This window comes from Algoriphagus limi (genome assembly GCF_024919275.1).
Lineage (GTDB): Bacteria > Bacteroidota > Bacteroidia > Cytophagales > Cyclobacteriaceae > Algoriphagus > Algoriphagus limi.
The window spans coordinates 522,468-547,376 of the sequence record NZ_JANWGH010000002.1 but is presented as its reverse complement, the minus strand read 5'-3'; the positions used below and the strand labels follow the sequence as shown (position 1 = coordinate 547,376).

Sequence of the window (24,909 nt, the reverse complement as noted above, 5' to 3'; positions counted from 1 at the left end):
GCTTCCTTAAGCGAATTTTTCCAAGGATTGTTCCAAAATTTTTGCAAATCGGAACACATCCAAGTAGCTGTTGTACAGGGGAGTAGGGGCCAATCGAATGACATTGGGGTTTCTCCAATCCCCAACTACTCCGTGTTGATACCATTCATCGAAGACGGCTTTTCCGCCACGATGAATCAGCAAAGATAACTGACAGCCCCTTTCTGCTGGGTTTTTGGGGGTAATTATTTCCAAAACCTCTGATTCTCCGCTGATTTGCTCAATTAAGAACTCTAAATATCTAGTCAGTTTTTCACTTTTTTCACGAAGATTTTTGATCCCTGCTTCCTGAAAAATATCCAAAGAAGCTTGATGCGCTGCCAAAGCCAAAACATTGGTGTTTGCAAGTTGCCAACCGTCAGCCCCAAACATGGGAATGAAGCCTTTTTCCATCAAAAAACGCTGTCCTTCATCATGGCCCCACCATCCGGCGAATCGGGGTAGGTCGGGCCTTTCGGCGTATTTTTCATGAACGAAAATTCCCGAGATATTTCCAGGACCTGAATTCAGGTATTTGTAGCTGCACCAAGTCGCAAAGTCTACTTCCCAATCATGAAGAGCCAATGGAGCATTTCCCACGGCATGTGCCAAATCGAATCCAGCATAAGCACCCACCGAATGAGCCGCTTCCGTTATGGCTTTCATGTCAAAAACCTGCCCCGAATAATATTGCAGGCCGGCCATGTTAACCACCGCCAATTGATCGCCTTGGTTTTTGATTTCAGCGATTATGTCTTCGGTTCGTAGGGTATGCTCTCCAGGTCTTGGTTTTATTTCAATAATAGCCTCGGCAGGATCATATCCATGGAATTTTACCTGGCTTTCCAGCATGTATTGATCTGAAGGAAAGGCTCCGGTTTCAACAATTATCTTATATCGATCTGGGGTAGGTTGGTAAAATGACACCATGAGCAAGTGCAAATTCACACTCAAATTGTTCATGGCTACTACTTCATGCTCATGAGCACCTACAATTTCGGCTAAGGCGGGTTTGGATTTTTTTCGGATATGATACCAAGCATCTTCCCCATGAAAATGGCCATCTACACCTAATTCAGCCCAATTGCTGAGCTCTCTATCCAAATAATCCCGAACGCTTTTGGGTTGGAGACCCAGTGAGTTTCCACAAAAATAAATAGCCTCTTGACCGTTTACTTTTGGGAAAAGAAAGCGATTTCGAAAATCCTTCAAAGGGTCTTCGGTATCCATTTTTTGGGCAAAGGATTCTGAAAACTCGTAGTTCAGCTTGCTCATATTATGATAGGATTATTTGGGGTGGGGTTAATTACTTTTCCATGACAGTACCGCACTTCTTACAAGTACGGAGATCTTCACTTGACCAGAAGCGGTCCATGATTGGGGGAAGCTGATTTACGATATCGGTCAATTCCACATATTCTTCATGGAGGAGATTATGGCAGTTTTCGCAATACCACATAAAGCCATCCTTTTCTCCCTCTCTTCGATATCGCTCCATAACCAAACCAACGGTGTTAGCTGGTCGTTGTGGCGAATGTGGAACGCGTGGAGGAAGCAAGAAGACCTCTCCTTCTTTGATAGGAATATCTTTTGGCACTCCTTCATCGATCACCTTGAGGACAATGTCACCTTCAAGTTGGTAGAAAAACTCCTCTCCTTCCTCGTAGTGGTAATCTTTTCGGGCATTTGGGCCCCCAACTACCATCACGATGAAGTCTTTATTTCCTTTATATACCTGTTGATTGCCCACGGGAGGCTTCAACAAATGCCGATTGTCATCAATCCATTTTTTGAAATTAAAAGGAGGAGTAAGTGCCATGACGTGATTTTTTTGATGATCTTAAGATCTAACTCGCTGAGGGGCTAAAAGTATTAAAAAACACGCATTTTTTTGGTTTACTTTGTTTGAAACTACCTGCTAATGAACTCCCCCATTTACGACCTTCATTGCGATATGCTGTCCTATTTGGCCAAAGTGCCGAATGCGAACCCCTTTTCCTCAGAGGATATTGCTTGCGCTGTTCCTTGGCTTCAAAAGGGGAATGTTCACATGCAAGTCATGGCGATATATACGGATGTTCGTCAGGGTTCAATGGACTTGGCAAGAAAACAAGCCAAGATATTTGAAGAATTAATTCAAAATAATCCGGATACGTTTTGTGCTTTTGAGCCTAAAAAGGAGGTTCCGTCAAATCGAATCGCCCTCATTGCTTCCGTCGAAAATGCTGCAGGTTTGGGAGAGGAGAATGCAAGTTGGGTAGATATTCAACAGCAATTTGATCAGATTCTTTCAAGTGTTGGGAAATTGGCCTATATCAGTTTGACGCATCATACCGAGAACCGATTTGGTGGAGGAAATTACACCGAAGGAATCGGTTTAAAGGAGGATGGAAAGCGCCTACTTGATCTCATGCATGGAAAGAAAATCCCGGTTGACTTATCCCATACTTCTGATTTATTGGCAGAAGGAATTTTGAATCACATCGATAAACGGGGCTTGGATGTTCCGGTCATTGCCAGCCATTCCAATTATCGGACAATTTGGGATCATAAGAGGAATTTGACTGATGAATTTGCGCAGGAGATTATTCGACGAAAAGGGATAATTGGAGTGAATTTTCTACGGGCATTTTTGGATAATTCTGTTCCAGAAAGACTGTATGAGCATATTTTGCATGGATTTGAGATAGGAGGAGAAAACGCCCAAAGCTTTGGAGCTGACTTTTTCTACACAGGAGATTTTCCAGACAAAAGTCGTCATCCTTTTTATTTTCCTTTGGCAGAAAATGCTTCTAAATACCCAGAAATTCTAAAGGAACTCCAGCAATCTCTAACTCAGGAGCAATTGGAAAAATTGGCTTATAAAAACGTTCAGAATTTCTACCAAAACCTTTACAGCTGATGTCCTCTCATCATTTTGTCAAAGAGCAACAAGAACCAGCGGTTGTGATTCTCGATGTCGAGGATTTTTCCTGGGAGCAGTTGTCAGGGCTTTTTGAGTGGGTGCCAACTGTACTCGTGGCGGAGTCTGCAGTAGATCAAGTTCTTTCTTGGGGGATTAAAATCGATGTGATTTTGGCATCATCTGCCTTTCAAAAGGAAAATATTCACCTTTTGGAAGAGCAATACCCTTTGAGGTTTTTTGAAAGTGGAAAAGAGGAATTCCCTCAGGATGCCTTACATTATTTGATGGCCTCAGATCACCGTGCCGCCCATTTGGTTGGTTTTCCAATTGAGCAGTTTGAGGACTTGGTTCTTTTTATGGAAAAGATGGATTTGTGCATTTTTGACCAAGGCAGAAAGTACTTTCCCGTCAAGTCCGGAGAATTGAAGAAATGGTATCCAAAGGGAGAGTTGGAGCTTTTTGGTAAAGAAGAACAGTCTGTTCAAATAGAAAATAGAGAAGAAATCCTTGACCCTTCAGCTTCTATCAGCATCACGGAAGGATTGAATCACTTTTATTCAGAAAAACTCTTTTGGATCGGGGAATCTCTGACTTAAATCTGCCTAGCTAGGATATCTATCAATTGCTCCAAATAGCGCTGATCGTCTTCGTCAAAGTCATTCAATTGGTCGCTATCCACATCCAAAACGAGAAAAACCTCTCCGTTTTTAATCAAAGGCACCACGATTTCAGAGCGACTTGCTGAGCTGCAGGCAATGTGTCCCGGGAATAAATCAACGTCTGGAACGAGTTGGGTTTTGGCATCTTTCCAAGCGGTACCGCAAACTCCCTTTCCAAAATTAATTCTAGTACAGGCAATTGGACCCTGAAAAGGCCCCAAAACCAACTGATCATTTTTTACCAGATAAAAACCAACCCAAAAGAACCCAAAAGCCTCTTTCAGGGCTGCAGCAATGTTTGAAAGATTCGCATAAAGGTCCGGCTCCCCATGAATCAAGGCTTCGATTTGAGGAAGAATGGTCTGGTATTTTTCAGCTTTACCAGCTTCTGCAGGGATATATAAATTTTCAGACATGGAAATAAAAAGAAAGTATATCGTCTTCTAATTGAACTTGTTCAGATGGAGGAATAGGCATCACAGGAGCCGCAATTCCTTCCTCAAATCGAACTTGACTGGTAAACACACGGGCTTCATCCCAAAGTTCGGCTTCAAGGAATTTTTTCAAAACAAAGGTTCCTCCCTCGATAAGTACACTTTGAATCTTCCTTTGGTGGAGATCAGCTAGGATTTCCTTCGGATCCATTTCCGGAGATAATTTGACATATTCCAAGTTTTCGTGGCTTTCACTTTTGATGGAATTGTAGCAAATGGTAGGTTGGCTTCCGTCGAAAAGCTTAAGGTTTGAATCCAGAGCCAATTGCCGATCGATAACAATTCGAGTGGGATTTTTCCCTACCCAATCTCTCACATTTAGGGCTGGGTTATCAAAGTGGGCCGTATTTCTTCCTACCAAAATCGCATCTTCTTCCGCTCGCCACCGATGAACCTGCTGCCTGCTCAATGCATTTGAAATCCATTTGGAGGAAAAGTCCTTTCGGGCAACAAAGCCGTCTGCTGTTTGAGCCCATTTCAAAATCACATAAGGCCGACTTTTTTCTATTAGGGTAAAAAAGCGTCGATTTTGCCAGTGGGCTTCCTTTTCCAAAAGCCCTGTTTCTACCTCGATCCCTGCTTGACGGAGAATTTCTACTCCTTTTCCTCCGACCAAAGGATTTGAATCCAAGGCAGCGATTATCACTTTTTTCACCCCTTTTTGAACAAGCATATTGGCACAAGGAGGGGTTTTTCCAAAATGGGCGCAAGGTTCTAAGGTTACATAAATTGTGGCTTTTGAAAAAAGACTCGGGTGTTGAACCGCATTGACGGCATGAACTTCCGCATGCGGTCCACCATATTGTTGGTGGTATCCTTCACCGATGATTTTTCCATCTGCTACAATCACACATCCAACCATGGGGTTTGGGCTGACACTACCCTTTCCCAATTCGGCCAATTCCAAGGCCCTACGCATGTATGCCGCTGGATTTTCCATCAGGGTTTGGGTCTAAAACTTATCCGGTCCAAAGTGAGACTCTCTCGATTAATGATTTCCACTCCTAAAAGCGTATCTGCCAAAAATGCTTCATCCTTAGGATCAAGGTAAATATCATAGATGCCTGCTGGAAGGCGAAACAAAAAAGAACCGGAAGAATTGGTATGGGTGCTGGTGCTATCTCCATTGGAAATTGCATAGATGGCAGGACTTAGGGAGGTTTGAGAAATGCTTCCTTTCAACTCACCAAATTGTCCTGGATAGACAGTTTCTACATTCGGGTCCAATTCGAATGAATAGGGTTCGGTAGAAATGGTTTGTATCGATTTTTCCAAATCAATATCTAAAATCAAATCATAGGAAAGACCTGCTTCCAAGCTGAGTTCAGCATCAATCGAAATCAAAGGATCCAAACCTGATTTTAAAGGGATCGGGTAGGATTTTTCATCTTTCCAAAGGCTATGGCTAGTTCCTAGCCTCATTTCCATCCCAATTATTTGTCCGGGGGGTAAAGTGCCACGACCTAGCAGGAGTACTTCACCTCCAACCAAATCCGAGACTTTAATCCTTTTGTCTCCAAGTTCATAGGGAATGAAAAAAGATTCTTGTTCGGTATCCCTTCCTTCCACATTCATCAGCACATCCACTCCCTCGATTTCTATAAATACAGAATCATAGGCAGGAGGAGCATCGACAAGGACAAGATTAAGCAAGGCTTTGGGGCTTTCATCACCGCTCGAACAGGCGATAAAGCTGAGGGATAGGACCGAAAAAATAAAAAGGGCGTGGATTTTTCTCACGCCCAAATTTAGGTCAAAACTTTGATGGAATCGTGCTCCAATTCCGGAAAATTGAGCTTTTGCTTTATTCAACCGGTTCTAAAACAATTGGACTGGTTGTCGTGATTTTGCCCTCCTCGACTATAACATCATTCAATTCCAACGGCTGATAGGATTCATTTGGGGTAATTTTAAGTGAATAAGTTCCTGGTTCCAGGCCTTTAATAACGAAGGCTCCTTCAGCGTTAGTGAAAGTCGAGAAGGATTCTCCATTTTGAAAAGCTTCCACTAAAATAGGTTGAGCTTCTGAAGGAAGTACTTGTCCTTGAATTCCTGCAGTTTCCTGCAAAAATGCTCTCAAAACAGGTTTCAGATTGATATTCCCAGAGTTTCCCGCAACAATAATTGATTTGGCTACATCAAAATCAATGATGATTCCATAGGATTTCCCACCTTCTAGGTCTTGATCCAGTTTGAGTTTAAGTCCGCTTTGCTGGGCAGAAGGAGTCTTCAGATCTAATTGCTCCTCTCCTTTGACTACATAGTTGTTTTCTCCAAGAACTAATCGGATTTGATTGATTCTTCCTGCTTCAAAGGATTCAGTACCAATTAGGAAAGAATTTTCTCCGGTCAATTCCATCAAATTAACCAGTTGACTTCCTCCTTCTACAGGGATTTCTTCCCAAGTGGATTCGTCTTCATTCTCCTCTCCATCTTCTGAAACATATTGGACTCTGACAGATAAGACTTCAACCCATACCTCGTCAAAATCTCCTGGGGCATCTACCAAGGTAAAGCTGACCAAGGCTTTTTCACTTTCGGGAGAATCGTTGAAATCACATGAAAACGATATGAGGAGGATGGATAAGATTAAGACGTTTTGGATTAAGTTTTTCATAGCTTGGTTTAATTTCTGGTTCTTTTTCAAACAAGGGTGATGCCAAGAATTAACGAAGCAGAATGAGATTTTGTATTTGAATTTATAAATTAAAAATAAAGTATGAGAATTTTTGGCTTGGGAAATCCCTAAAAATCCCGTGAATTCTTTCCGAGCCTTCTTATTTTTGGGCATGATGAAATGGGAACGCCTCCTCAGTAGGGGTAGATTTGGAGAAAAGCCGGGATTTATTCCCACACAGGCTGCAAGAAGTGAATTTGAAGTCGATTATGACCGAATTATTTTTTCGGCTCCATTCCGTAATCTACAGGATAAAACGCAAGTATTTCCTTTGCCAGAGCAGGCATTTGTGCATACACGTCTAACGCATAGCTTGGAGGTTTCTTCTGTCGGGCGCTCTTTGGGAAAAGCTGCCGGGGAATATCTCCTTGAAAAATATCCTAATCTGAAAAAGACCGAACTTTCAGCATCGGAAATAGGCGGAATTGTAGCCGCAGCTGCTTTGACCCATGATATAGGAAATCCACCTTTCGGCCATGCTGGAGAAGAGGCCATTTCTGATTTCTTCAAATTCCACCCGAAGGGTAGAGCATGGGAAAAACACCTACGCCCCGAACAGTGGGTAGACCTTTGCAATTTTGAAGGAAATGCCCAAGGTTTTCGTATGCTAGTTTCCAAGCAAAATGGGCTCAAGCTTACTTATGCGACTCTAGCGGCATTTACCAAATACCCAAGGCCTAGCTTTATTTCCCATCGGGATATTGCGCGGCGAAGTCAGAAGAAATTCGGTTTCTTTATTAATCAGCTTTCGGATTTCGAGCAATTGACAGATTTCTTGGGGATTGAAAAATCCAGTGAGGAATGTTGGTTTCGTCATCCTTTGGCATTCCTCGTGGAGGCTGCCGATGATATCTGTTACTCCATTATTGATTTGGAAGACGGATGTACCATGGGTTTGGTAAGCTTCGAAGAAACTGTAGCATTATTGAAGCCCATACTGGGAAATAAATTCAATCCCAAAAAATTAGAAAACCGTACCCAATCCCAGAATTTGGGAGCTTTACGTGCTTTGACCATAGGGGTTTTGATTCAGGAAACTGTGGAGGCCTTCGCTCAATACGAAGAGAGTATGTGCAAGGGTCATTTTGACAAGGCCTTGACTGATGTGATTCCTTCTGCTAAAGCCCTTCAAGAAATTTCAGAGTTGTCTATTCGAAAGATTTATCGCTCTCAGGTTGTTCTCGAAAAAGAAGCTGCTGGATTTCAGGTTTTGGAGGGATTGTTGGAAGTATTTGGTCAGGCTCTTTATCATAAGTTTTATGCACCCGAACTTTTCTCCGGTCAGGATAAAAGCATTTTGCGATTGCTTCCGGAAGATTTTCCCTTGAAAGGCTGGGGAGCTGAAGTTAACCCTTATCCTTTGTTGCGCCAATTGATTGACTTCATTGCTGGAATGACGGATAAATATGCACTCAACTTGTATAGACGCGTGAAAGGCATCTCCTTTCCGGGAGTTTGATAAGTTTCGCTCCTTACTCCTATCTTTGGCCTATGTGGAAAGAAATCACCGTTTTGATCCGAAAGGAAATCACTTTGGAGTGGCGACAAAAGTATGCCCTTAATGGGATTCTACTCTATGTGGTCTCGGCGGTTTTTATCACCTACCTGAGTGTCGGGGCCAAAATGGGAAATCTTTCCGTTCCTACTTGGAATGCTTTGTATTGGATTATCATACTTTTCTCGGCTGTGAATGCCGTGGCGAAAAGTTTTGTGCAGGAGCATCAGGGGAGACAACTTTACTATTACATGATCGCCTCGCCCGAGGCCATTATTCTTTCCAAGATTATCTATAATACAGCTCTTACCCTGATTTTGGCCCTGTTGGGATATGCGGTTTTTTCGGTCATTTTGGGAAATCCCGTTCAGGATCAAACGCTTTTTTTGCTTAATCTGGTTTTGGGAGCCATGGGATTTTCTGCCTGTCTCACCATGGTTTCAGGAATCGCATCGAAAGCCGGAAATAATGCCACCTTGATGGCGATTCTGAGTTTCCCGGTCATCATTCCCATTTTGTTGATGGCAATTCGGATTTCAAAAAATGCACTGGATGGTTTGGATTGGTCTGTGAGTGCTGACAAACTCTTGAGTTTAGTAGCGATCAATGCGATAGTAGCCGCTGCTGGGTATTTGTTGTTTCCTTATTTGTGGAGAAGTTAGGTCAGTAAGCAGTATTCAGAGGGCAGTTTGCAGTGAGCAGAATTATTGTTCCTAAAGAGATTTTCTATATTGTAAATAGCCCCGGATTTTAACCCGGGGAATAGATATTAGACGATACAACCAAGAATGGCTTTAACCATTTTTATCATTTTTACTCCTTCCAATCCACATAATTTCTCCAATTATGCTGCTCTCTGAAGCCAAGGACTTCGCGGATTTTGCGATTGGAAAAAAGGGCCTCATGTTCTTCAAGTTCGCGGGTGAGAGGTACTCCCGGGAAAAATCGCTCTGCTAATTCTTTACTTGGGATAACCGCCCCATTATGGTCATTTCCGGCATTAAAAATCTGAAAACCCAAACCGTCTTTTTTTAGACATAAATCCACGATTTGTCCAAGATCACGGGCATCGATGTAGCAAAAAGCATTTCTTCGACGAACTTCCGGATGCTTAAAATAGTGTGGAAAAAGTTCGGCGTATTCGTGAGGCTCAATCACATTTCCAATTCGTAGGGCGTAAATATCTACTCCCGATCTTCGCTGAAAACTTCTAGCCGTATGTTCATTGACCACTTTGGATAATCCATAACTATCCATTGGGTCTACATCATATTCCTCATCCAAGGGGAGGTATTTTGGATTTGTTTGTCCATCCGAAAAGCAAATCCCATAAGTCGTTTCCGAAGAGGCAATGATGATCTTCTTGATCCCCAACTTCACAGCAGCTTCAATCACATTATAGGTTCCGATGGTGTTAACCCGGAAGGTTTCATTATCCGGTTTGATCAGAATTCTAGGAACTGCCGCAAAGTGAACAACCGCATCAAATTTGGGAACTCCAGTTCCAGGTTCTAGCTCATCAAAACCTGCATACATGCTCAAGGCATTGAACATTTGACCCGAATCGGTAATGTCAGCGGCGATATTATCCACTCCCGGATAATCCAAAGGAGTCAGGTCTACATTCATCACTCGATGCCCCTGCTTAAGCAAATAAGGGATAACATGCTTTCCGGCTTTTCCAGATCCTCCAGTAAAGAAAATGCGCATTTTTTTCATGACTTGGGTGAAGATTTAATTCAATGACGAGGTAAGAAATACCCTTTAGGAATCCAAGAGGATTTTAATAAAAGCCTGTTGGATGGGTTCCTCAAATGTTTAGCTCTGGATTCGTAAACTATAATTCCCATATTTTTTACCTAACTTGATTCAGTCAGCCTTCCCTTTTAGCCCTTTCAAAATCAACCTCTAAGCCCATGAAGAAGTTTTTTGCTTTTCCCGCCCTATTCATTGTTGTTGCTTTTGCTTGCACTAATCCCAGTGGTGATTCCACAGCATTATTGACTAATGGTCCCGTACCAAAAGAGGTCCTCAAGTTGGGTGAAAAGACCTACCAAACGTTCTGTGCGGCTTGTCATACCGAAGGAAACACAACCATGGCACCTGCTCAGGGCCTCTTATCGGGAATGTCTCCCCATGCGATTTTGGCAGCTCTAAATATGGGAAAAATGCGAGTTCAGGCAGAACAGCTCACTGCTGAGGAGCGAGAGGCAGTTGCACAATACCTGACCAATCAGAAATTAGTAAAGGTGGAAATTCCTGAATCAGCTTATACCGACTTCGAAATCTCAGCAGAAGACCTTGATGCTCAGTATAATCACTCAGGTTGGGGAGGCGACCTGAAAGGTTCTGGTTTTAGAACTGCTTCTCAGGCAGGGATAACTCCTGAGAATGTTTCCTCTCTTGAGCTTGAATGGGCTTTTGCCTTTCCAAATTCCTCCATCGTGAGAAGTAAGCCCGCCATCATTGGAAAATGGATGATCGTGGGAAGCCAATTTGGAGAAGTATATGCATTGAATAGATACACCGGTCAGATTGGTTGGACGTTTCAGGCTGATGCAGCGATTCGAGGAGCGATAAGTTATACTGTTCAAGACGACCAATTGACTGCCTATTTTGCAGACTATGCTACCAATACCTATTCCGTGGATATTAGAACGGGAGAATTGATTTGGAAAAGCCGTGCTGCGCATCACCCATTATCTGCGGTTACTGGTTCTGTGGCCGTTTATGATGACATTGTCTATGTTCCCATTACCTCTTTTGAAGTCATTTCATCCCAAAATCCCGAATATGCTTGCTGTACTTCTTCTGGCGGAGTAACTGCTTTGAATGCAAAAACCGGCGAAGAAATCTGGAAACATCGGGTGATTGCAGAGGAAGCTAGGGAAGTTGGTAAAAAGGAAAATGGATATCCTTCTTATGGACCTTCAGGTGCCCCAGTTTGGGCAAGTCCTACGGTGGATGTCGAAAGAGGATTGCTATACATTGGGACAGGGGAAAATTATACTTTTCCTCCTACGAATACGAGCGATGCAATTCAGGCCTTGGATCTGAAAACTGGAGAGCTTGTATGGAATTGGCAGGCAACTGCCAATGATACCTGGAATTTATCCTGCCCGGATAATCCTAATTGTCCTACGCCTACTGGTCCGGATGTGGATTTTGGTATGGCTCCCATATTAGTTTATGACTCGATAAACCAACGAGATATGCTAGTTGCGGGGCAAAAATCAGGAGTTGTTCATGCTCTTTTGCCGGAGACTGGAGAAGTGCTTTGGCAAAGCCGAATAGGAAAAGGGGGTGCCCTGGGAGGAATTCACTGGGGTATGGCAACCGATGGAAATTTAGTCTATGCTGCCAACTCCGATAATGTTTTTGCGCTGGATCCGAGTGATCCAAGTTTGGGGCCTACGCCGGGGATATATGCACTCAATCTTCAAACAGGAGAGCAGGTTTGGAAAACTGCTCCACCTCCATGTTCTGAGGGTCCACGAAGAAACTGCCAACAGTCTAATTCCGCTGCGCCAACGCTAATTCCCGGAGTTGTCTTCGAGGGGGATTTGAATGGTTTTATTCGAGCCTATTCTTCTCAGGATGGAACAGTTTTATGGGAGTTTGATACGGTACGTGAATACGAAACCGTCAATGGACAAAAAGGAATGGGAGGATCAATTGATGGCCCGGGGCCGGTAGTGGCCGACGGGATGCTTTACGTTAATTCAGGCTACAGCATGTTTGGAGAAATGCCAGGGAATGTCTTATTGGCTTTTAAGGTGAAGGGAAACTGAGAGGCATATATGGTTGAAAATCCTAATCCACTTTTCTATATCCTTGCACCAATTCAGTTCGGCCAGCTTGGTAGGAAAGTACCAAGTAATTCTGCTCGTCATTGATAGAATAGGAAGCCATGATTTCTGTCCCGTCATCCCCCTTAAAAATAATTTCCTGCTTGCTTGGGTCTAGAATAAATACGCCATCCAAGTTCCCGGAATTGTCTTCATGATAGGTGTATCTCCCCACAAGATCATTGGAATCTCCATCCAGATAAAAATTAAAATATTTACAGCATTTAGGGAGTAGGTCGGATGAACCATTGATTGACTCTTCTGATAATTCCCAAGAATTCAGGATTCCGGTTTCCAATAAGAGGTCATCATCTGAATAAATCTCCTCCCCGCATTGAAAAGCCATCAAAAAGGGCAGAAAAAATAGTAGCCTTGAAATTTTCATCTTTTTATACATTTAATTCCAAGGTACGTTGCGAAGTGAATCAGGTTCTATTTTTTGTGTTTTTAAATTGTTAAGATTCCTTCATTGATGATCTTTTCTTGAAATTCTTTCAGCAGCAGATTCTCGCTTTCCTGTGGCTGGAATCAATTCACCTACTTTTCCCAATCCATATTTAGGCATATTGTTATAAATGCATTCATAATCGTCTGCATTGACTTTGTAGGTTTCGTGCCAAATCCCCACATCTCCATTGCTTTTGATTTTCTTGTTAAAATCCCGCCATGCTGGATAATGCGAGCTTTCGCGATCTTTGGCATAGGCTTCCAGATGCTCAAAGGATCTCCAATACTGCACGATCACAGGAGGAATCCCGCCAAATAATTGAAAACCAAGAAGGCCACTTTCGGGATTCATTGAAAGTTCCTTCAGCATTTTAGGCATTGCTTGAGCTACCGGAATCCATTTATGAAGTTTCCAAAACTTATTGATCCGCATGCCGATCAGAAAGACCACAAAATCGCCTTCGATTTTTGCAGTTACGCGTTGATTGATTGTTTTTGCCATGAAGAGAAAGTTTTAAAAAGATTTGAAGAAGAGATGAGGAACCTATTAAACTGATTATCATCAAGATAAGGAGATTTTGACATCTTTGATAATTTTTGGCATCTTGAAATAATTGTCTGAAAAACATCCTGATTAAATACAATTCACAGCATTTTAATTAGTACTTTGTAGTAAAACTTAATTTTATATTTAATTATTAGCTGAATATTTATCTTTCAAATTAGGAACTATTATCAAATTATATTTTATAGATTGAGGGATTTTCAACATTAACTAACTTAAGAAGTTAATCATTAATAGCCTGTATTTTACAATAAATTGAAAGGGTATGAAAAAACAACTATTCCTATTTTTGACCTTAGGCATTTTTATTCAAACTAGCTGGAGCCAAGAAGCCATTACCACGGTCAATTTGGATCTTATCCAAAACAAACTAAACGGAGGTATGCCTCTTCCGGCAGAGGAAAAATTTTACATCAGAGGAGCAATTCCAAGCACGATTGAATTAGTAAAAGTAGAAATCTACCAATCCAAGAAATCGGTAAAATCGGAGGATGTTTACTTTTGGAAGGCACCTTTTGGGTACAAAGAACTCGCATTCCAAGCCTTGGTAGATGATCCATTACGATCTAATGAAGACTATCATGTTGAGATAGGTTTTTATCAAAAGGCCGGAAAGGAAGAAGTGGAGGAAGTCCGTCGGCTTATCCAATCCAATCTTGACACATACTTGAGCACTATTACGACAGTCAGGAAAGGAGGAATTCATTTTGAAGATTCAGATGAGCAAATTCTTTCCAATTTGGAGCAAATCGTAAATGCGGGAGCGTATTACTTTGAATTACCAAATGGAGCTGAATTCCCTGGTTTTTCTGATTTGACTAGGAAAAAACTCGAGCAACGGAAAAAGCTTAAAATGGGAAAAGCCAAATTCAATGTTTCGGGATTGAGTGAGGCAGATAATGCGAGAGGTGCTTATGCCAGACAATATCTGGATGAACTTGAGGCTATTATTTTTTCAGAAGTGGATCAATACCTCAGCACCAATTTACTGGCAAGGGTAGATGAGAAGATTTTTCAGAACTATCCTACCGAAAAGAAACCCAATTCTATCCCAATCAATCTGGGATATGGAGCAATCTCCCTGACCAAAAATTTGCCTCAGCAGGAATTTGTTTACAGTCCGTACGTTGGTTTCTCTTTTCCTTTAGGTAATAGAACCTTTGCAAGATTCATGAGCAATATGTCTATCAGCACTGGGATTTTTCTTTCTGGAAACATGGAAAACTCGATCGGTGAGCGAATCAGCGGACCAGCATTTAGCCGGCCGGTTTTTGTGGGTTTGGGTTATAATTTCTTCCGATTCATCAGGCTCAATGCTGGGGGAACCTTCTTGACAACGGAGCAAATTGACGGGAATAATGTCAATGCATTTCAGCCCTATGTCGGGCTGAGCGCTGAGTTTAGAATTTGGTTGGGCTTTGGAAATAAAAGGTAAGATCATGAAAAAACTGTTTTCAATTTTCGCCTTCCTCTTGCTAGTTTCTCCAATCTATTCGCAGCAGTATGGATACAAGTGGAGGTTTGGATTCAGTGCCGGGACCACCAATTATTTTGGAGATATCCGGCCTTTAGGGGTCAAGAACTTTGATCAGTTTACCAAACTTTATAAGCGCTACGATAATTATTCCCAAAATTTATCCTACCAAGCATCGATTGAATATGCTTTAGGGAATTCGATCGGTTTGATGTTCACAGCAGGAAGTTATCAGTTTGGTTCTTCGGATCGCTTTGTCAAGAATGATGGTACACTTTACACTGAAGGAGAAAACTTTAACCGGGCACTGAACTTTCAGACTAATTTGATAGATGCCGGACTTTCCTTTGTCATCAAGCCTGATAACAATTGGTTGCTTTCCGGTAAATCAATTTTTGCACCTTATCTGACGCTCGGCATGGGTGTGCAGAGTTTTGATGTGTATGGGGACTTATTGGATGCCAATGGAAACCGATATAATTACAAGAATCTAAATGTGATTCCTGACGGTACCTTTGAAACGAACCTACGAGATATTGAAACCGAAATTCCCGGTGGGTATAAGCGGGCAACTCTTTATGCAAACCTAGGTTTAGGCTTTCGGATTCGGGTGGCAAAAGGTATAGAAATTTTTGCACAATCTGACTTCAAAAGGGCTGCCACAGATTATTTGGATGATGTGTCAGGGGTCTACCGACTGGAATACGACAATGATTTTCAAGAATATGCTGCTCTTCCCGGTACCAATGTGCCCACTTTTGACAATCCCTACAGAGGGAATAGAAATGGCAGAGGAGATTGGTATATCTACCATGGAATAGGAGTCAAATTTAGTTTGGGTGCTACCAAGGAAAGTTTTCAGCCTCCGGTAATTAGTCAGCGATATACTTTTGTTCCTGATGAATTGCTGAAAAAGCAAATGGAAAAAGCGGATTCGATCAGGGCATATGGAGTATCCCCAACTCCGGTTACCAATAATTATTTCACCGTTATTCAGCTTCCAAGCTGGGAGCAAAAAGGCTTTCAACGAGACAGCAGCGCCCTAGATTCAGCAGCCTTAGCTCAATTGGATCTGATTCGGGATTCTATCGAAAGTCAGCGGGAAGGAATCCAACTGGAATTACTTGGTGCCCAGCGCGAAATTTCTCAAATCGACGAGACTATCGCTCTTGCACAAAGAGATACTACGGTTTCTGAAGCTGTGACGGAAAGTCGCCTGACTAGTTTAGAAAGTGAGCGATCCGCCAGCATGGAGCGATTGACAAACCTTAATTCTATAGATTCCCAATTGGCCTTCAAATTAGATTCTATCGAGGCGGTGAAAGCAAATGAGCAAATCCAATATTTGGATAGTGCTGCCATGGTTCGGCAACTGCTAATCTATCCAGGTCAAGTTTCTAAAATCCTTTACTCAGCCTCAGGGAATACAGAACTTTATTTGGATAGTCTTGCCATAAATGACTCTACCCAACAGGCAGCTAGAACTCGAACAGCTGCTTCAGATGATACGATGACCCGAGAGGAATTTGAGGAAAAAATGGATGAGTTCAGGTCTGAAATGCTCCAAGCTCAAGCAACACGGGATTCGGCAATGATGATGGCTTTTGCCTCTAGAATTCCTGAGCAACAAAGCTATGAACCTCAAGAGACGGAGCCCCAAGAGGTCTTAATAAATACTGAGGCTGTAGATGAAAAAACAGCGAAAAAGCTGGAGAAGAACAGGAAAAAGCAGGAAAAGCTGGATAAGAAAAACAATGAATTGTTGAAGGATGCGCTTTTGGTAGGAGGAACTGCTGCGACTACAGCAGCGATTGCCAATTCCCGTGATAGAAGAATGGAAGAAGAGCAAGCCCGTAGGGATTCTTTATTAATGGCACAGATTCAAGCGGATTCTATTTTGATTGACAGTTTACAACGAATGGTTGCGATCAGTCCTGAAACTGTCACGGATACAGTGTTCATTGAAAACACCGTTCCTTCTACCTCACATGCTCTTTTGAATCAGAGTAAGGTGGAGGTCTTTTTCGGAATCAATCAAACCGAAATCGCAGATTCTGAGAAGGAGAAACTGATGAAGGTGAAGGAAATTTTGGATACCAATCCAGACCTGGGACTAGAATTGATTGGCTTTGCGGATAATACCGGTACCGTGAGTTACAACCTTCAAATTTCCGGAAAACGGGTGGAATCCGTCAAAAACCACTTTATATCACTAGGAATAGATCCCGCAAGAATAAGTTCCGATGTGGGCGGATTGATCATTAGAGGAGCAAGCAAAGGATCCGTAGATTCGGATCGTAAGGTGGAAGTAAGGTTTAGAGAATGGCAGATTCCCTAGCAAAGGAAAACGAAGCTCTTATTGACTTCTAGAATACTCTAAAATTCAACTAATCTTAGGGAGTGTCTTGGTTTTGTACCCAAGGCCTCCCTTTTTTATTGATAGAATTCCTAGTATAAAATGGGAGGGGCTTTAAAAAACCACTAGTCTTTTTTAAATGGATCACTGAATTTTTCATCTTGAGTGATGCTTTCATTCATTAATGATTTGAAGCAGGGCAAAGAATTTCTTTCAATTGTATGAGATAAAGGCTGTATATGCTCCTAAATAGCTAATCCAGGAAAGTCCAAATCCTGGCTATTTCTAGAAAATTAAAACATGGACCAAAGAGATTTGGAACCCCTTTAAATGAAAAAGGCGTAGATCTCATCTGCGCCTTTTTCTGATTTGGATTCAATTTACGGCTAGGGTAGCCTTATCTTTTTACTGTTCCTGAAGGGTTTGTCGAAATTGCATTATTACTCATTTGGTATAATGTATGGTCTAATGCATCTGATGGAAGCATTCTCACTAGTGGCTTGAGTAAAAATGGAGCGGGGCTATTGTCTGGGCTTGGTTCTACGGAGATTACAATAGTACCTCCACTTAAATCTGTTGGGAAGATCAAACCAGAAGGGGCATTCATCAATAAATCTTCTCCCGGGAAAGGGGGGGCTCCACTTGCCGTTCCGCTAAACCCACTAAATTCATCAGCACCTGTGACAGATGTAAATGTTCCTGTTGAAACCGGAGTTCCATTGACTACTGCCCAACCTTCATATTTCCACCCATTGGGAAGTGTTGGCAAATTCAAGCCCGGACCAGGACCATTTGCAGGGTTTAACCACCACACACCGCTTAGTTCGTCCGTATCGGATCCGCCGTCTGTTGGTGTAGCTAAAATAAACTCTCCTGTGGAATTGGTGAAATCTGTTCCAATTGCTGCTGAATGTTCAATGGTAACAGATGCGGACTTTCCGGAAAAGTTACCAGCTAAAATATGTACATCGCTTGGTCCCGGATCATTATCAGGACTTGGTTCAATAGTCAATACATAGGTAGAAGCGTTTGCAAGATCTTCCCTGTCCAGTTCAAACGAATTTTGTGACAAATTTCCATTTGCATCTACATTAAAAATACCGGCAGAAATGGCCGATCCATTGACAATTATCCAACCTTCATAGGCATAATTACTGCCCAAATCTTCTAGACCAGAAATATCAAGTGTCAAAATACCTGTTTGGGGAGGTGTAACATCATCATCATTACATCCTACCAATCCCCAGATAGAAACTATTACTAAAGAGAAAATTATTCTTACATTTTTCATTTTATATCAGTTTAAGTTAAGTGCCTACTCTTTGTTTAAACTCTTTTTAGGCCTAGTCAGAGTGAAAAACTTGAAAATTCAAGCGGTTAACAATTCATTTTGAATTTCTTCATTCAAGTCAGTAGCATTTTCTATGTGCCAATCGCTTTCAATCAATCGGTGCACATAGCAATTGTCTGCTTGACTTAAGAGCTCTTGTCTTTGTTCTTCAGTGATATTTCCTTCAATATCAATCCGAACCTTTACTCGGGTGCTGAGTTTCTTGTTTTCTCCCCGATTCACTTCTTGGGAAAGTCTCGCATTTACATCCCTGATTTCCCATCCTTTCAATCTGGCTATATACCGGATAGTAGCGACTTTGCACATTCCTAGGCCTGCAAGGACTAGTTCTGTAGGAGCAAACCCCAGATCGGTTCCCTTGCTTTTGATAGGCTCATCACCCAGAATAGCGTGTTTGCCATTAGAAATTATAGTTTGAAATCCTTCTGGCAGATTTTTTAGATTTATTTCTGTTGCCATATTTTTTCTTTTAATGGTAAAAAGAAAGCTTGTCCGATTAGATAGATTGAAATTTTAATTCAGGAGCAAGGGGAAAATCAATTTCAAACCCAGTTAAATTGTGGAGATAATTGCTGATGATTTTGTCTCCAATAGTCATGGTAACATCAATTAGGTTTGCCTCGTCATAACCTGCCGCAAAGAAGTTTTCTTTAGAAGACTCAGATGCTTTTCCTCGATTTTTCATTACCGAATGAGTGAATTCCGCTAGGGCATTCAGTTTAAAATCAAAAGGAGCTTTTCCTTCCCTGATATCGAAAATCTGATCTTCAGAAAAGCCATTCATTTTGCCGATTACCGTATGAGCGGAGAGACAGTAGCGGCATCCGTTGAATTGACTTACCACGAGGTTAATAACTTCTCGTTCCCTCGCTTTCAAGGTGGACTTTCTGTTTTGGAGGGCGAGGTAATCTTCTAATGCCGTATCGTTTTTGGCATAGTAGGCATAAAGGTTAGGCACAAAGCCCAAAGACTTTTGAAGTTTGTCGAAAATAGCCTGATTTGTGACTGAAACTTCATGTCTTCTTGGAGGTTTGAAATTTTGCATTGCATGGATTTTTGTGGTTAGCAAATAATTACAATGCAAATATGTGGGGGCTTTAAACCCCTAGTGTAAGCTATAATTCCTTCCTTATTGTCAATTTTTCCCTAAGCAAATGGGATGTGCTTAAAAGTTACCTCTTTCTGAAGTCAATGGGGGACATACCTTCCTCATTCTTAAAAAAACGGCTAAAAGATTGGATATCTGAAAAGCCAATTTCATACCCTATTTCTGAAACTGTCATATCTGTATAAGTAAGCAATCTTCTGGCCTCCAGCATTTTCCTGTCTTTTATAAATTGAAGAGGAGTCTTGCTTCCAAGCTTTTTGAAAAGATTTGATAGGGACTTGGGGGATTTATGCAATAAATCGGCGTATTCTGCAACGGAGTGTTTCTCCTTAAAATGTTGCTCCACTAAAAAATGGTATTCACGGATGATGTCAATATTTCTTGTATTTGTTTTCCATGAATCGTTTTGTTCCTTATAAATCCTGGTGCAAAGAATTAAAATTCTCTTAAGCATCATCTGAAGCATTTCTTCCTGCAGGCTATCCTTAGAAACCATCTCTTGCTCCAACATTTTCCAGACAGTCGAAAAAACATCTAGATTTTGCTGGGATAGATGGATGCTTGGAAGTCCTACGGCACCGTAAAACAAAATTCCTTTACAGCCCACTTCACTATCATGGTTGATGATGCAATAGAAATATTTATTCCATCGTAGCAGTTTTGCTTTGGTGAACTTTTTAACTCCTATTTTGTGGAATTCCGTCAAGAAAACGAGATCATTGGAATTAAAAGTATAGTCTATATTGTCTATGATTAATTGATTATCATCTTCCAGAAACCATAATACTAGGAGGTCACTCGGTGATGAATTTTTTATCAATTGGCTATTGATAGCATTCAATGCGCTTATCTCCAGATATTGATTATTATTTCCAATAAATTTCATTTCAAACAAATTATGCTTTTTTGATTATAACAGAATCCCATAAAGCTTTTGTTTAATTGAGACTGAATAAAATGCTATTTTCTCGATCAAATGACAAATCTTATACTTTTGAATATGTTTATTTTCGACCTCATTCCCGAATACTTTTTACTTGAGTCAGGTTGGAGAAGGAATAGGTTGGTGAGACTTTCTTTAGAAAAATCAAACCATCATACATTTCCGAAAAGTTGGCCTCAATCAAAGAGCGTTTTTTGGAGGTAAACCCTGGGCCACCTGTGATGAACTGTTTTTTTCTTGACTTAAAAAACGGCGCTGCTTCACTCCGAAGTGCCTCTTCCATATCCACAAAATAGATATCATATGCTGCCTGAATCAAAGTTTTAGCATAGGTGTCCTTAAACGGCTTGCTGATGGAAAAAAGCTCCCATTCATTCTTTTTGGCAACATATCCGGGTAATGTACCACTCCCAAAATCAAACCCTACACTATAATATCGATCTTGATAATAGCTTTTCAAATGGGCACCCAAGTTTATCCAATTGCTTCCATAGGGCGGAATTTCTAGGTTGTTGATATGATTATTATGTGCCCAAATGAAGGCTTTTTTATTTGGGATTTCATACTCAAGGATTCGTCTTGTATTTTCAAACATGCCCTTATCCCTCACTGTGCTGACAGGGTTTTGCACAAATTCAATGTAGCTGATCAAGGAATTTAAAGCCCTTAGAATTTGATATGACTCCTGAAGCTGACTTGGATTGAATGTTGATTTTGCGTCTACGATCCCTTTTTCAATTTCCTTCAATTTGGGAATTTGGCTAGACGCCCAATTTGCAGCTGGCCTTTGATACATAAATTGGGGCTTGGCACAGCTATCAGCTGCAAGAAGTAATTCTTCCCGGATGGGGAGTTTATTATTTTCCACAAAACGCCGAATTTCTGTATTGATGCCTTCTACACTTTGAATATCAATTCCAAAAAAACGGATTTGCTCTTCCTTGGGCTTTTGGATATTATAATTCCTTATCCATTCCAGGAGATTGACTACTTCTTTTGCATGCCAAGCTCCAATGCTAAATTCCTGTTCAATCGTAGTGGCATCGCCTCTTCCTCCGCTAATCCACTCATTGATTCCTGCCTCAGCTGGATAGGAGTCTTCTAACAAAAAAGCTCTGACTCCCTGGTTCTCCACCAAATATTTAAAAAACTGCGCTTTAAGATTGAAAAACTCTTTCCCCTGATGGGTAGCTTCTCCAAAACCAAATACTTGAGCTTCGCTAAATTTTCTGGGGACCTTTTTATGGAAGTTGAGCGGTTGGGAGTCTGGATCGGCACTTTCTATTTCTATCGCATACTGGTTGATCCAATCAATCACTGCTTCATCCTGCGCTTGGAGCCTGGAAGCTAGGAGGCAAAATAGAAAAATTGTTGCCCAAATAAATTTTCTGCTCATAAGGGGTTAAAAAGTCTTCTTACAAATTCGTATTTGATCCAACTCCCAATCTAGTTTGAATACCCCAACAGGAAGAATTTCGATGCTTGAATTTTGAATTATTAACACTTTAAAGCTTACAGAATGGGAATAGATTCCTTAAATCACAAATTTTGATTTCAAAAGCGAAAATGGATTCAATCTAGAGGAGCAACTTTATTCAATTTGTAACAACAGCCCTATGTTCATCAATTTTATGGGACTGGAAAAGTATTTTTATCCTGAGAAAAATTCAGAGCTTTTCAAATGTTAATCGATCTTCTGAGATCTCATTGTCTTTTCTAAAAGTAACCCGTTCATAGCCTATGAGTATTTGATACCAATTCCCATTAAGATTTTCGAATAGAGGATTGCTTGGGAATGAAAGTTCAATTTCTGCTCGGCGATTTTCTATGCTAGTACTCCATATTCCTAGATCGAGCAATTGAGTTCCTCGGAAAGCCTCAACCTGCCCATTCGATAAAAAATTAAAATTGATGCCTTCAAAATCACTGGCTCGATCGCTACCACCATCTTCAAAATAGCTAATCCCCCATTGCCCTGAAGGAAGTGTTTGGAAAAGGTTTTCTTCAGTACGGGAGGAACTCTCCTCTCCTGTGCAAGAGGAGAGAACCAAAACAGCCCAAAAAATCAATGCTTTTTTCATTGGTTAATTTTTTCACATGTACGAAGAAGGGTTTAATTGGTTTTCGGAAATCATTGAAATACTTTGATTAGAAAAAGATGGATTCTTATGACCCCTCTTTAATATGGGGGCAATTGAATGGGGGGTTCTCATAGGATTTGGATTCTTCTATTAAATTAAAAAGCTATTTGTCTTATGTTCCTATGGGGTTCAAAACTTCCATTACTTAGGAATATACCAGCGATTTTCTTTGAGATCTATGCCTCCTTTCATCTCATCCTGAATGACACGATCCACGATCCAAATCCCTTTTTTAGCCATATTTTCAAAAGTGTCGATTCCATCTCCTTCAAATCCCACCCGAGTTCGATGGATATGAAAACGATTTGAAAATTTCCTACCAAAGGTTTTTTCTACCCCTTCCTTGCCAATCATAAAGCCAATTAGTCCTCCCCAAGTGGCGGTAGGATTATCGGAATCCCAGCCTGCCAGCGATCCGATTTTAAGGGTTTCGATCAAATCTCCTTCTCCATAAAAGTAACTGACCAAACTCGCAGCAAAATTGATCCCCGCTGCAAAACAAGCATTACAGTACAAATTGCTACTGGTCAAATCATAGCCATCCATTTGATTGACCTGGTAGCGGTAATACACCGAATCCCTTGCTTGTTCCCAAGGGATTCCCTCCTCATATTTTGCTTTGACAAATTCATACATGTGCAAGGGATAAGAGTCCTGAGGCAATTCCTTTTTGGCCTGCTCAGCCATCCAAAAAAGTTGATCTTTTAGTGGTAAAGAAGTATCCGTTGCTAAAGCAAGAGAAAAGAGGGTTACATAAAAATTTGAAATCCATTCACTTTCTTTTCGGGCAGTGGTTTGTATGGGTAAATGCGCCATTTTTAAGGCAATATCAGGTCTCCCCGGAGCATACAATCCAAAAATTTCGGTCGTCAATTGGGCATCGATCATTTCGTATTCGGGATTATTTGCAGGGTCACCGGTGGCAGGTGGGATCAAGCCCGCATTCATTAGGTCCAAAGCTTTTTGGTTGGAAACCCAGAGGTAATTTTCCTCTTCGGCTCGAATATGGCGAAGCCAACCTTCCCGAATCTGTTCACCTGTTAGAAAGGAAGTTTGATTCCTAAGAAGAAGTTCTTGATAGATGTATTCGATATCCGTATCGTCATCCGCTCCCCAAAGGCTATCCTCATCGGCAAACACAAAGTCAATAGTCGGTGAGAGTGTACTTGGAACCCCCTGTCCCCAAATGCTGGGCTGATCGGGCTGTCCCCAATCCTCTCGAGTGTAGAATGCCCCGGTTTGGATTTCACCTATATTTCCGATTTTATCCATTTCGGTGACCAATCCGGTCCAATTGGCAATGCAGGTGCCCAGCCAAAAACCCTGAAGTTTGGAGTAATATTGCTCTCGATCCAAGACTTGGTCTGTTACATTCACCTCATAAGAGACATATTCTAGATTTGGATTTTTTTCGGGGACGGATTCGGTGGAGCAAGCCAATAGCGCAGCCCCCAAGAGGCATATCGTGTATTTTTTTAGGAATTTGAGTTTCATTAAATGGTTTTGCCAAATGGATTTTTCAACTGGGCTTACTTCAATAAAAAAGATCGGCATAGCCTTGGGCAAAGGTTTGCCAAAAGTTACTGTAATCGAATTGCCAAAGAATAGAACCGATCAGGAAAACGATGAAAATGACGAGATTAGGTTTGTAGTCCTTTTTCTTTATCAAATCATATCCCAAAAAGGCACCTACAATCAGCAGGTCTAATACATCAGTTATAGTTAGCGCTGCTTGTAAGGAAAAACCTAAAGTATTTGACAATCCTCTCCCTATTCCAGGACCAATTGCCAAAAGGCCTGTCCCGATCATATAGCGCATATGTGCGGAAGAGTTTTTTCGATAGGCCATGGCCAAGGCCCAAAAGATCGCGAAAGTGACATACCCTCGGATATCCAAAACCATGGTGGCCAAGAGATCGCTCAATTCAAAAGGACTATCAGGGTTTGCACTCAAGAAATCCAAGCCTCTCCAATAGGAACCTCTTCCCACCAAAAACATGGAGATGATGATCAAGGGGCCTAGAACCCAGGATACTTTACCAAGACTTCGGTGCCATTTTACCTTTTTCAAATAAATGAGCATAGGCTGCACCACTAAGAGCACCATCCAGCCCATTAATAGGGCTCCGTGAATATGGATGGTGGGAGTAGAATCCACAAAATTGGGAAACTGGCTGATGTAAGGTTTATAAAATCCCCATTGTATTCCGAGGATTAATAAGATCATCAATAGGGAGGTAAGACGATAGCTGTCTTTTGCAGAGATGGTTATCATGGCTGGGAAGGGTTAAAAGATTATCTAAGCTATTGATTTTCTTGAAATTGTGAAATAATTGTGGAAAAAATACAATTGGATTTCTACCATAACCTCCTTTATCCATTTAAATCATGAGCAAGCTCCTTAAAATTAAAAAAACTATGTGTGCTA

The 24,909-nt window shown here is 41.3% G+C and carries 24 protein-coding genes; 7 read left to right on the top strand and 17 right to left on the bottom strand.

All coding sequences use genetic code 11. The features are described from left to right. Window positions 1-6: 6 nt before the first annotated feature. Window positions 7-1,293: a kynureninase gene (gene kynU, locus NY014_RS10750; protein WP_259414588.1), complete on the bottom strand. Its 1,287-nt coding sequence runs from the start codon at window positions 1,291-1,293 to the stop codon at window positions 7-9. A 31-nt stretch (window positions 1,294-1,324) separates the two neighbouring features. Further along, window positions 1,325-1,837, bottom strand: a complete 513-nt coding sequence (locus NY014_RS10745) for a 3-hydroxyanthranilate 3,4-dioxygenase (protein WP_259414587.1) — start codon at window positions 1,835-1,837, stop codon at window positions 1,325-1,327. A 102-nt stretch (window positions 1,838-1,939) separates the two neighbouring features. On the opposite strand from NY014_RS10745, the gene NY014_RS10740 reads away from it, so the two are divergent. Next, a complete protein-coding gene (locus NY014_RS10740; protein ID WP_259414586.1) occupies window positions 1,940-2,920 on the top strand; it encodes a dipeptidase in 981 nt (326 codons plus the stop codon). Next, window positions 2,920-3,519 carry a thiamine pyrophosphokinase gene (locus NY014_RS10735; protein ID WP_259414585.1) on the top strand — a complete coding sequence of 200 codons (600 nt, stop codon included), beginning with the start codon at window positions 2,920-2,922 and terminating at the stop codon, window positions 3,517-3,519. The genes NY014_RS10740 and NY014_RS10735 overlap by 1 nt, the downstream gene beginning before the upstream one ends. On the opposite strand, the gene NY014_RS10730 is transcribed toward NY014_RS10735, so the two are convergent. From NY014_RS10730 to NY014_RS10715, 4 genes are all read right to left on the bottom strand, one after another. Next, complete coding sequence (locus NY014_RS10730; RefSeq protein WP_259414584.1) at window positions 3,516-3,998, bottom strand: GAF domain-containing protein; 483 nt, start codon at window positions 3,996-3,998, stop codon at window positions 3,516-3,518. The two genes, NY014_RS10735 and NY014_RS10730, sit on opposite strands and share 4 nt — an antisense overlap. Continuing rightward, window positions 3,991-5,016, bottom strand: a complete 1,026-nt coding sequence (gene ribD, locus NY014_RS10725; RefSeq protein WP_259414583.1) for a bifunctional diaminohydroxyphosphoribosylaminopyrimidine deaminase/5-amino-6-(5-phosphoribosylamino)uracil reductase RibD — start codon at window positions 5,014-5,016, stop codon at window positions 3,991-3,993. Before ribD ends, NY014_RS10730 begins: the two co-directional genes overlap by 8 nt. Beyond that, the gene (locus NY014_RS10720) at window positions 5,016-5,816 is read right to left on the bottom strand and encodes a DUF4382 domain-containing protein (RefSeq protein ID WP_259414582.1); all 801 of its coding nucleotides are present in this window, start codon (window positions 5,814-5,816) and stop codon (window positions 5,016-5,018) included. Before NY014_RS10720 ends, ribD begins: the two co-directional genes overlap by 1 nt. A 64-nt stretch (window positions 5,817-5,880) precedes the next feature. Continuing rightward, window positions 5,881-6,693, bottom strand: a complete 813-nt coding sequence (locus NY014_RS10715) for a DUF4382 domain-containing protein (RefSeq protein ID WP_259414581.1) — start codon at window positions 6,691-6,693, stop codon at window positions 5,881-5,883. A 172-nt stretch (window positions 6,694-6,865) separates the two neighbouring features. Here NY014_RS10715 and dgt point away from each other — a divergent pair, with 172 nt between their 5' ends. Both dgt and NY014_RS10705 read left to right on the top strand, forming a co-directional pair. Further along, the gene (gene dgt / locus NY014_RS10710) at window positions 6,866-8,212 is read left to right on the top strand and encodes a dGTP triphosphohydrolase (RefSeq protein ID WP_259414881.1); all 1,347 of its coding nucleotides are present in this window, start codon (window positions 6,866-6,868) and stop codon (window positions 8,210-8,212) included. 32 nt (window positions 8,213-8,244) lie between these two features. Further along, window positions 8,245-8,910 carry a heme exporter protein CcmB gene (locus NY014_RS10705; RefSeq protein WP_259414580.1) on the top strand — a complete coding sequence of 222 codons (666 nt, stop codon included), beginning with the start codon at window positions 8,245-8,247 and terminating at the stop codon, window positions 8,908-8,910. Between the two features lie 151 nt (window positions 8,911-9,061). On the opposite strand, the gene NY014_RS10700 is transcribed toward NY014_RS10705, so the two are convergent. Then, window positions 9,062-9,967 carry an NAD-dependent epimerase/dehydratase family protein gene (locus NY014_RS10700; protein ID WP_259414579.1) on the bottom strand — a complete coding sequence of 302 codons (906 nt, stop codon included), beginning with the start codon at window positions 9,965-9,967 and terminating at the stop codon, window positions 9,062-9,064. Between the two features lie 197 nt (window positions 9,968-10,164). Between NY014_RS10700 and NY014_RS10695 the strand changes: the two genes are divergently transcribed. After that, window positions 10,165-12,039 (top strand): outer membrane protein assembly factor BamB family protein, encoded by a 1,875-nt coding sequence (locus NY014_RS10695; RefSeq protein ID WP_259414578.1) that lies wholly within the window; start codon window positions 10,165-10,167, stop codon window positions 12,037-12,039. A gap of 22 nt (window positions 12,040-12,061) precedes the next feature. On the opposite strand, the gene NY014_RS10690 is transcribed toward NY014_RS10695, so the two are convergent. After that, the gene (locus NY014_RS10690; RefSeq protein ID WP_259414577.1) at window positions 12,062-12,481 is read right to left on the bottom strand and encodes a hypothetical protein; all 420 of its coding nucleotides are present in this window, start codon (window positions 12,479-12,481) and stop codon (window positions 12,062-12,064) included. An 81-nt stretch (window positions 12,482-12,562) separates the two neighbouring features. After that, on the bottom strand, window positions 12,563-13,045 hold the full coding sequence (locus tag NY014_RS10685; RefSeq protein WP_259414576.1) for a DUF4188 domain-containing protein: 483 nt from the start codon (window positions 13,043-13,045) through the stop codon (window positions 12,563-12,565). Between the two features lie 328 nt (window positions 13,046-13,373). On the opposite strand from NY014_RS10685, the gene NY014_RS10680 reads away from it, so the two are divergent. After that, window positions 13,374-14,543 (top strand): hypothetical protein, encoded by a 1,170-nt coding sequence (locus tag NY014_RS10680; protein WP_259414575.1) that lies wholly within the window; start codon window positions 13,374-13,376, stop codon window positions 14,541-14,543. Between the two features lie 4 nt (window positions 14,544-14,547). After that, complete coding sequence (locus NY014_RS10675) at window positions 14,548-16,920, top strand: OmpA family protein (protein ID WP_259414574.1); 2,373 nt, start codon at window positions 14,548-14,550, stop codon at window positions 16,918-16,920. Window positions 16,921-17,335: 415 nt separating this feature from the next. Here NY014_RS10675 and NY014_RS10670 read toward each other — a convergent pair whose 3' ends face one another. The 8 genes from NY014_RS10670 to NY014_RS10635 all read right to left on the bottom strand — a co-directional run bounded on the left by NY014_RS10670 (window position 17,336) and on the right by NY014_RS10635 (window position 24,756). Then, window positions 17,336-18,229, bottom strand: a complete 894-nt coding sequence (locus tag NY014_RS10670; protein ID WP_259414573.1) for an anti-sigma factor — start codon at window positions 18,227-18,229, stop codon at window positions 17,336-17,338. Window positions 18,230-18,307: 78 nt separating this feature from the next. Then, window positions 18,308-18,748 (bottom strand): OsmC family protein, encoded by a 441-nt coding sequence (locus tag NY014_RS10665; protein ID WP_259414572.1) that lies wholly within the window; start codon window positions 18,746-18,748, stop codon window positions 18,308-18,310. Window positions 18,749-18,785: 37 nt separating this feature from the next. Then, entirely contained in the window at window positions 18,786-19,334 is a 549-nt protein-coding gene (locus NY014_RS10660; RefSeq protein ID WP_259414571.1) for a carboxymuconolactone decarboxylase family protein, read from the bottom strand. Window positions 19,335-19,461: 127 nt separating this feature from the next. Continuing rightward, entirely contained in the window at window positions 19,462-20,283 is an 822-nt protein-coding gene (locus NY014_RS10655; protein ID WP_259414570.1) for a helix-turn-helix domain-containing protein, read from the bottom strand. Between the two features lie 130 nt (window positions 20,284-20,413). Beyond that, entirely contained in the window at window positions 20,414-21,736 is a 1,323-nt protein-coding gene (locus tag NY014_RS10650; protein ID WP_259414569.1) for an erythromycin esterase family protein, read from the bottom strand. A gap of 271 nt (window positions 21,737-22,007) precedes the next feature. Then, window positions 22,008-22,421: a hypothetical protein gene (locus NY014_RS10645; RefSeq protein ID WP_259414568.1), complete on the bottom strand. Its 414-nt coding sequence runs from the start codon at window positions 22,419-22,421 to the stop codon at window positions 22,008-22,010. A gap of 201 nt (window positions 22,422-22,622) precedes the next feature. Continuing rightward, window positions 22,623-23,975 (bottom strand): ADP-ribosylglycohydrolase family protein, encoded by a 1,353-nt coding sequence (locus NY014_RS10640; RefSeq protein ID WP_259414567.1) that lies wholly within the window; start codon window positions 23,973-23,975, stop codon window positions 22,623-22,625. A gap of 40 nt (window positions 23,976-24,015) precedes the next feature. Beyond that, entirely contained in the window at window positions 24,016-24,756 is a 741-nt protein-coding gene (locus NY014_RS10635; RefSeq protein WP_259414566.1) for a hypothetical protein, read from the bottom strand. Window positions 24,757-24,909 lie beyond the last annotated feature (153 nt).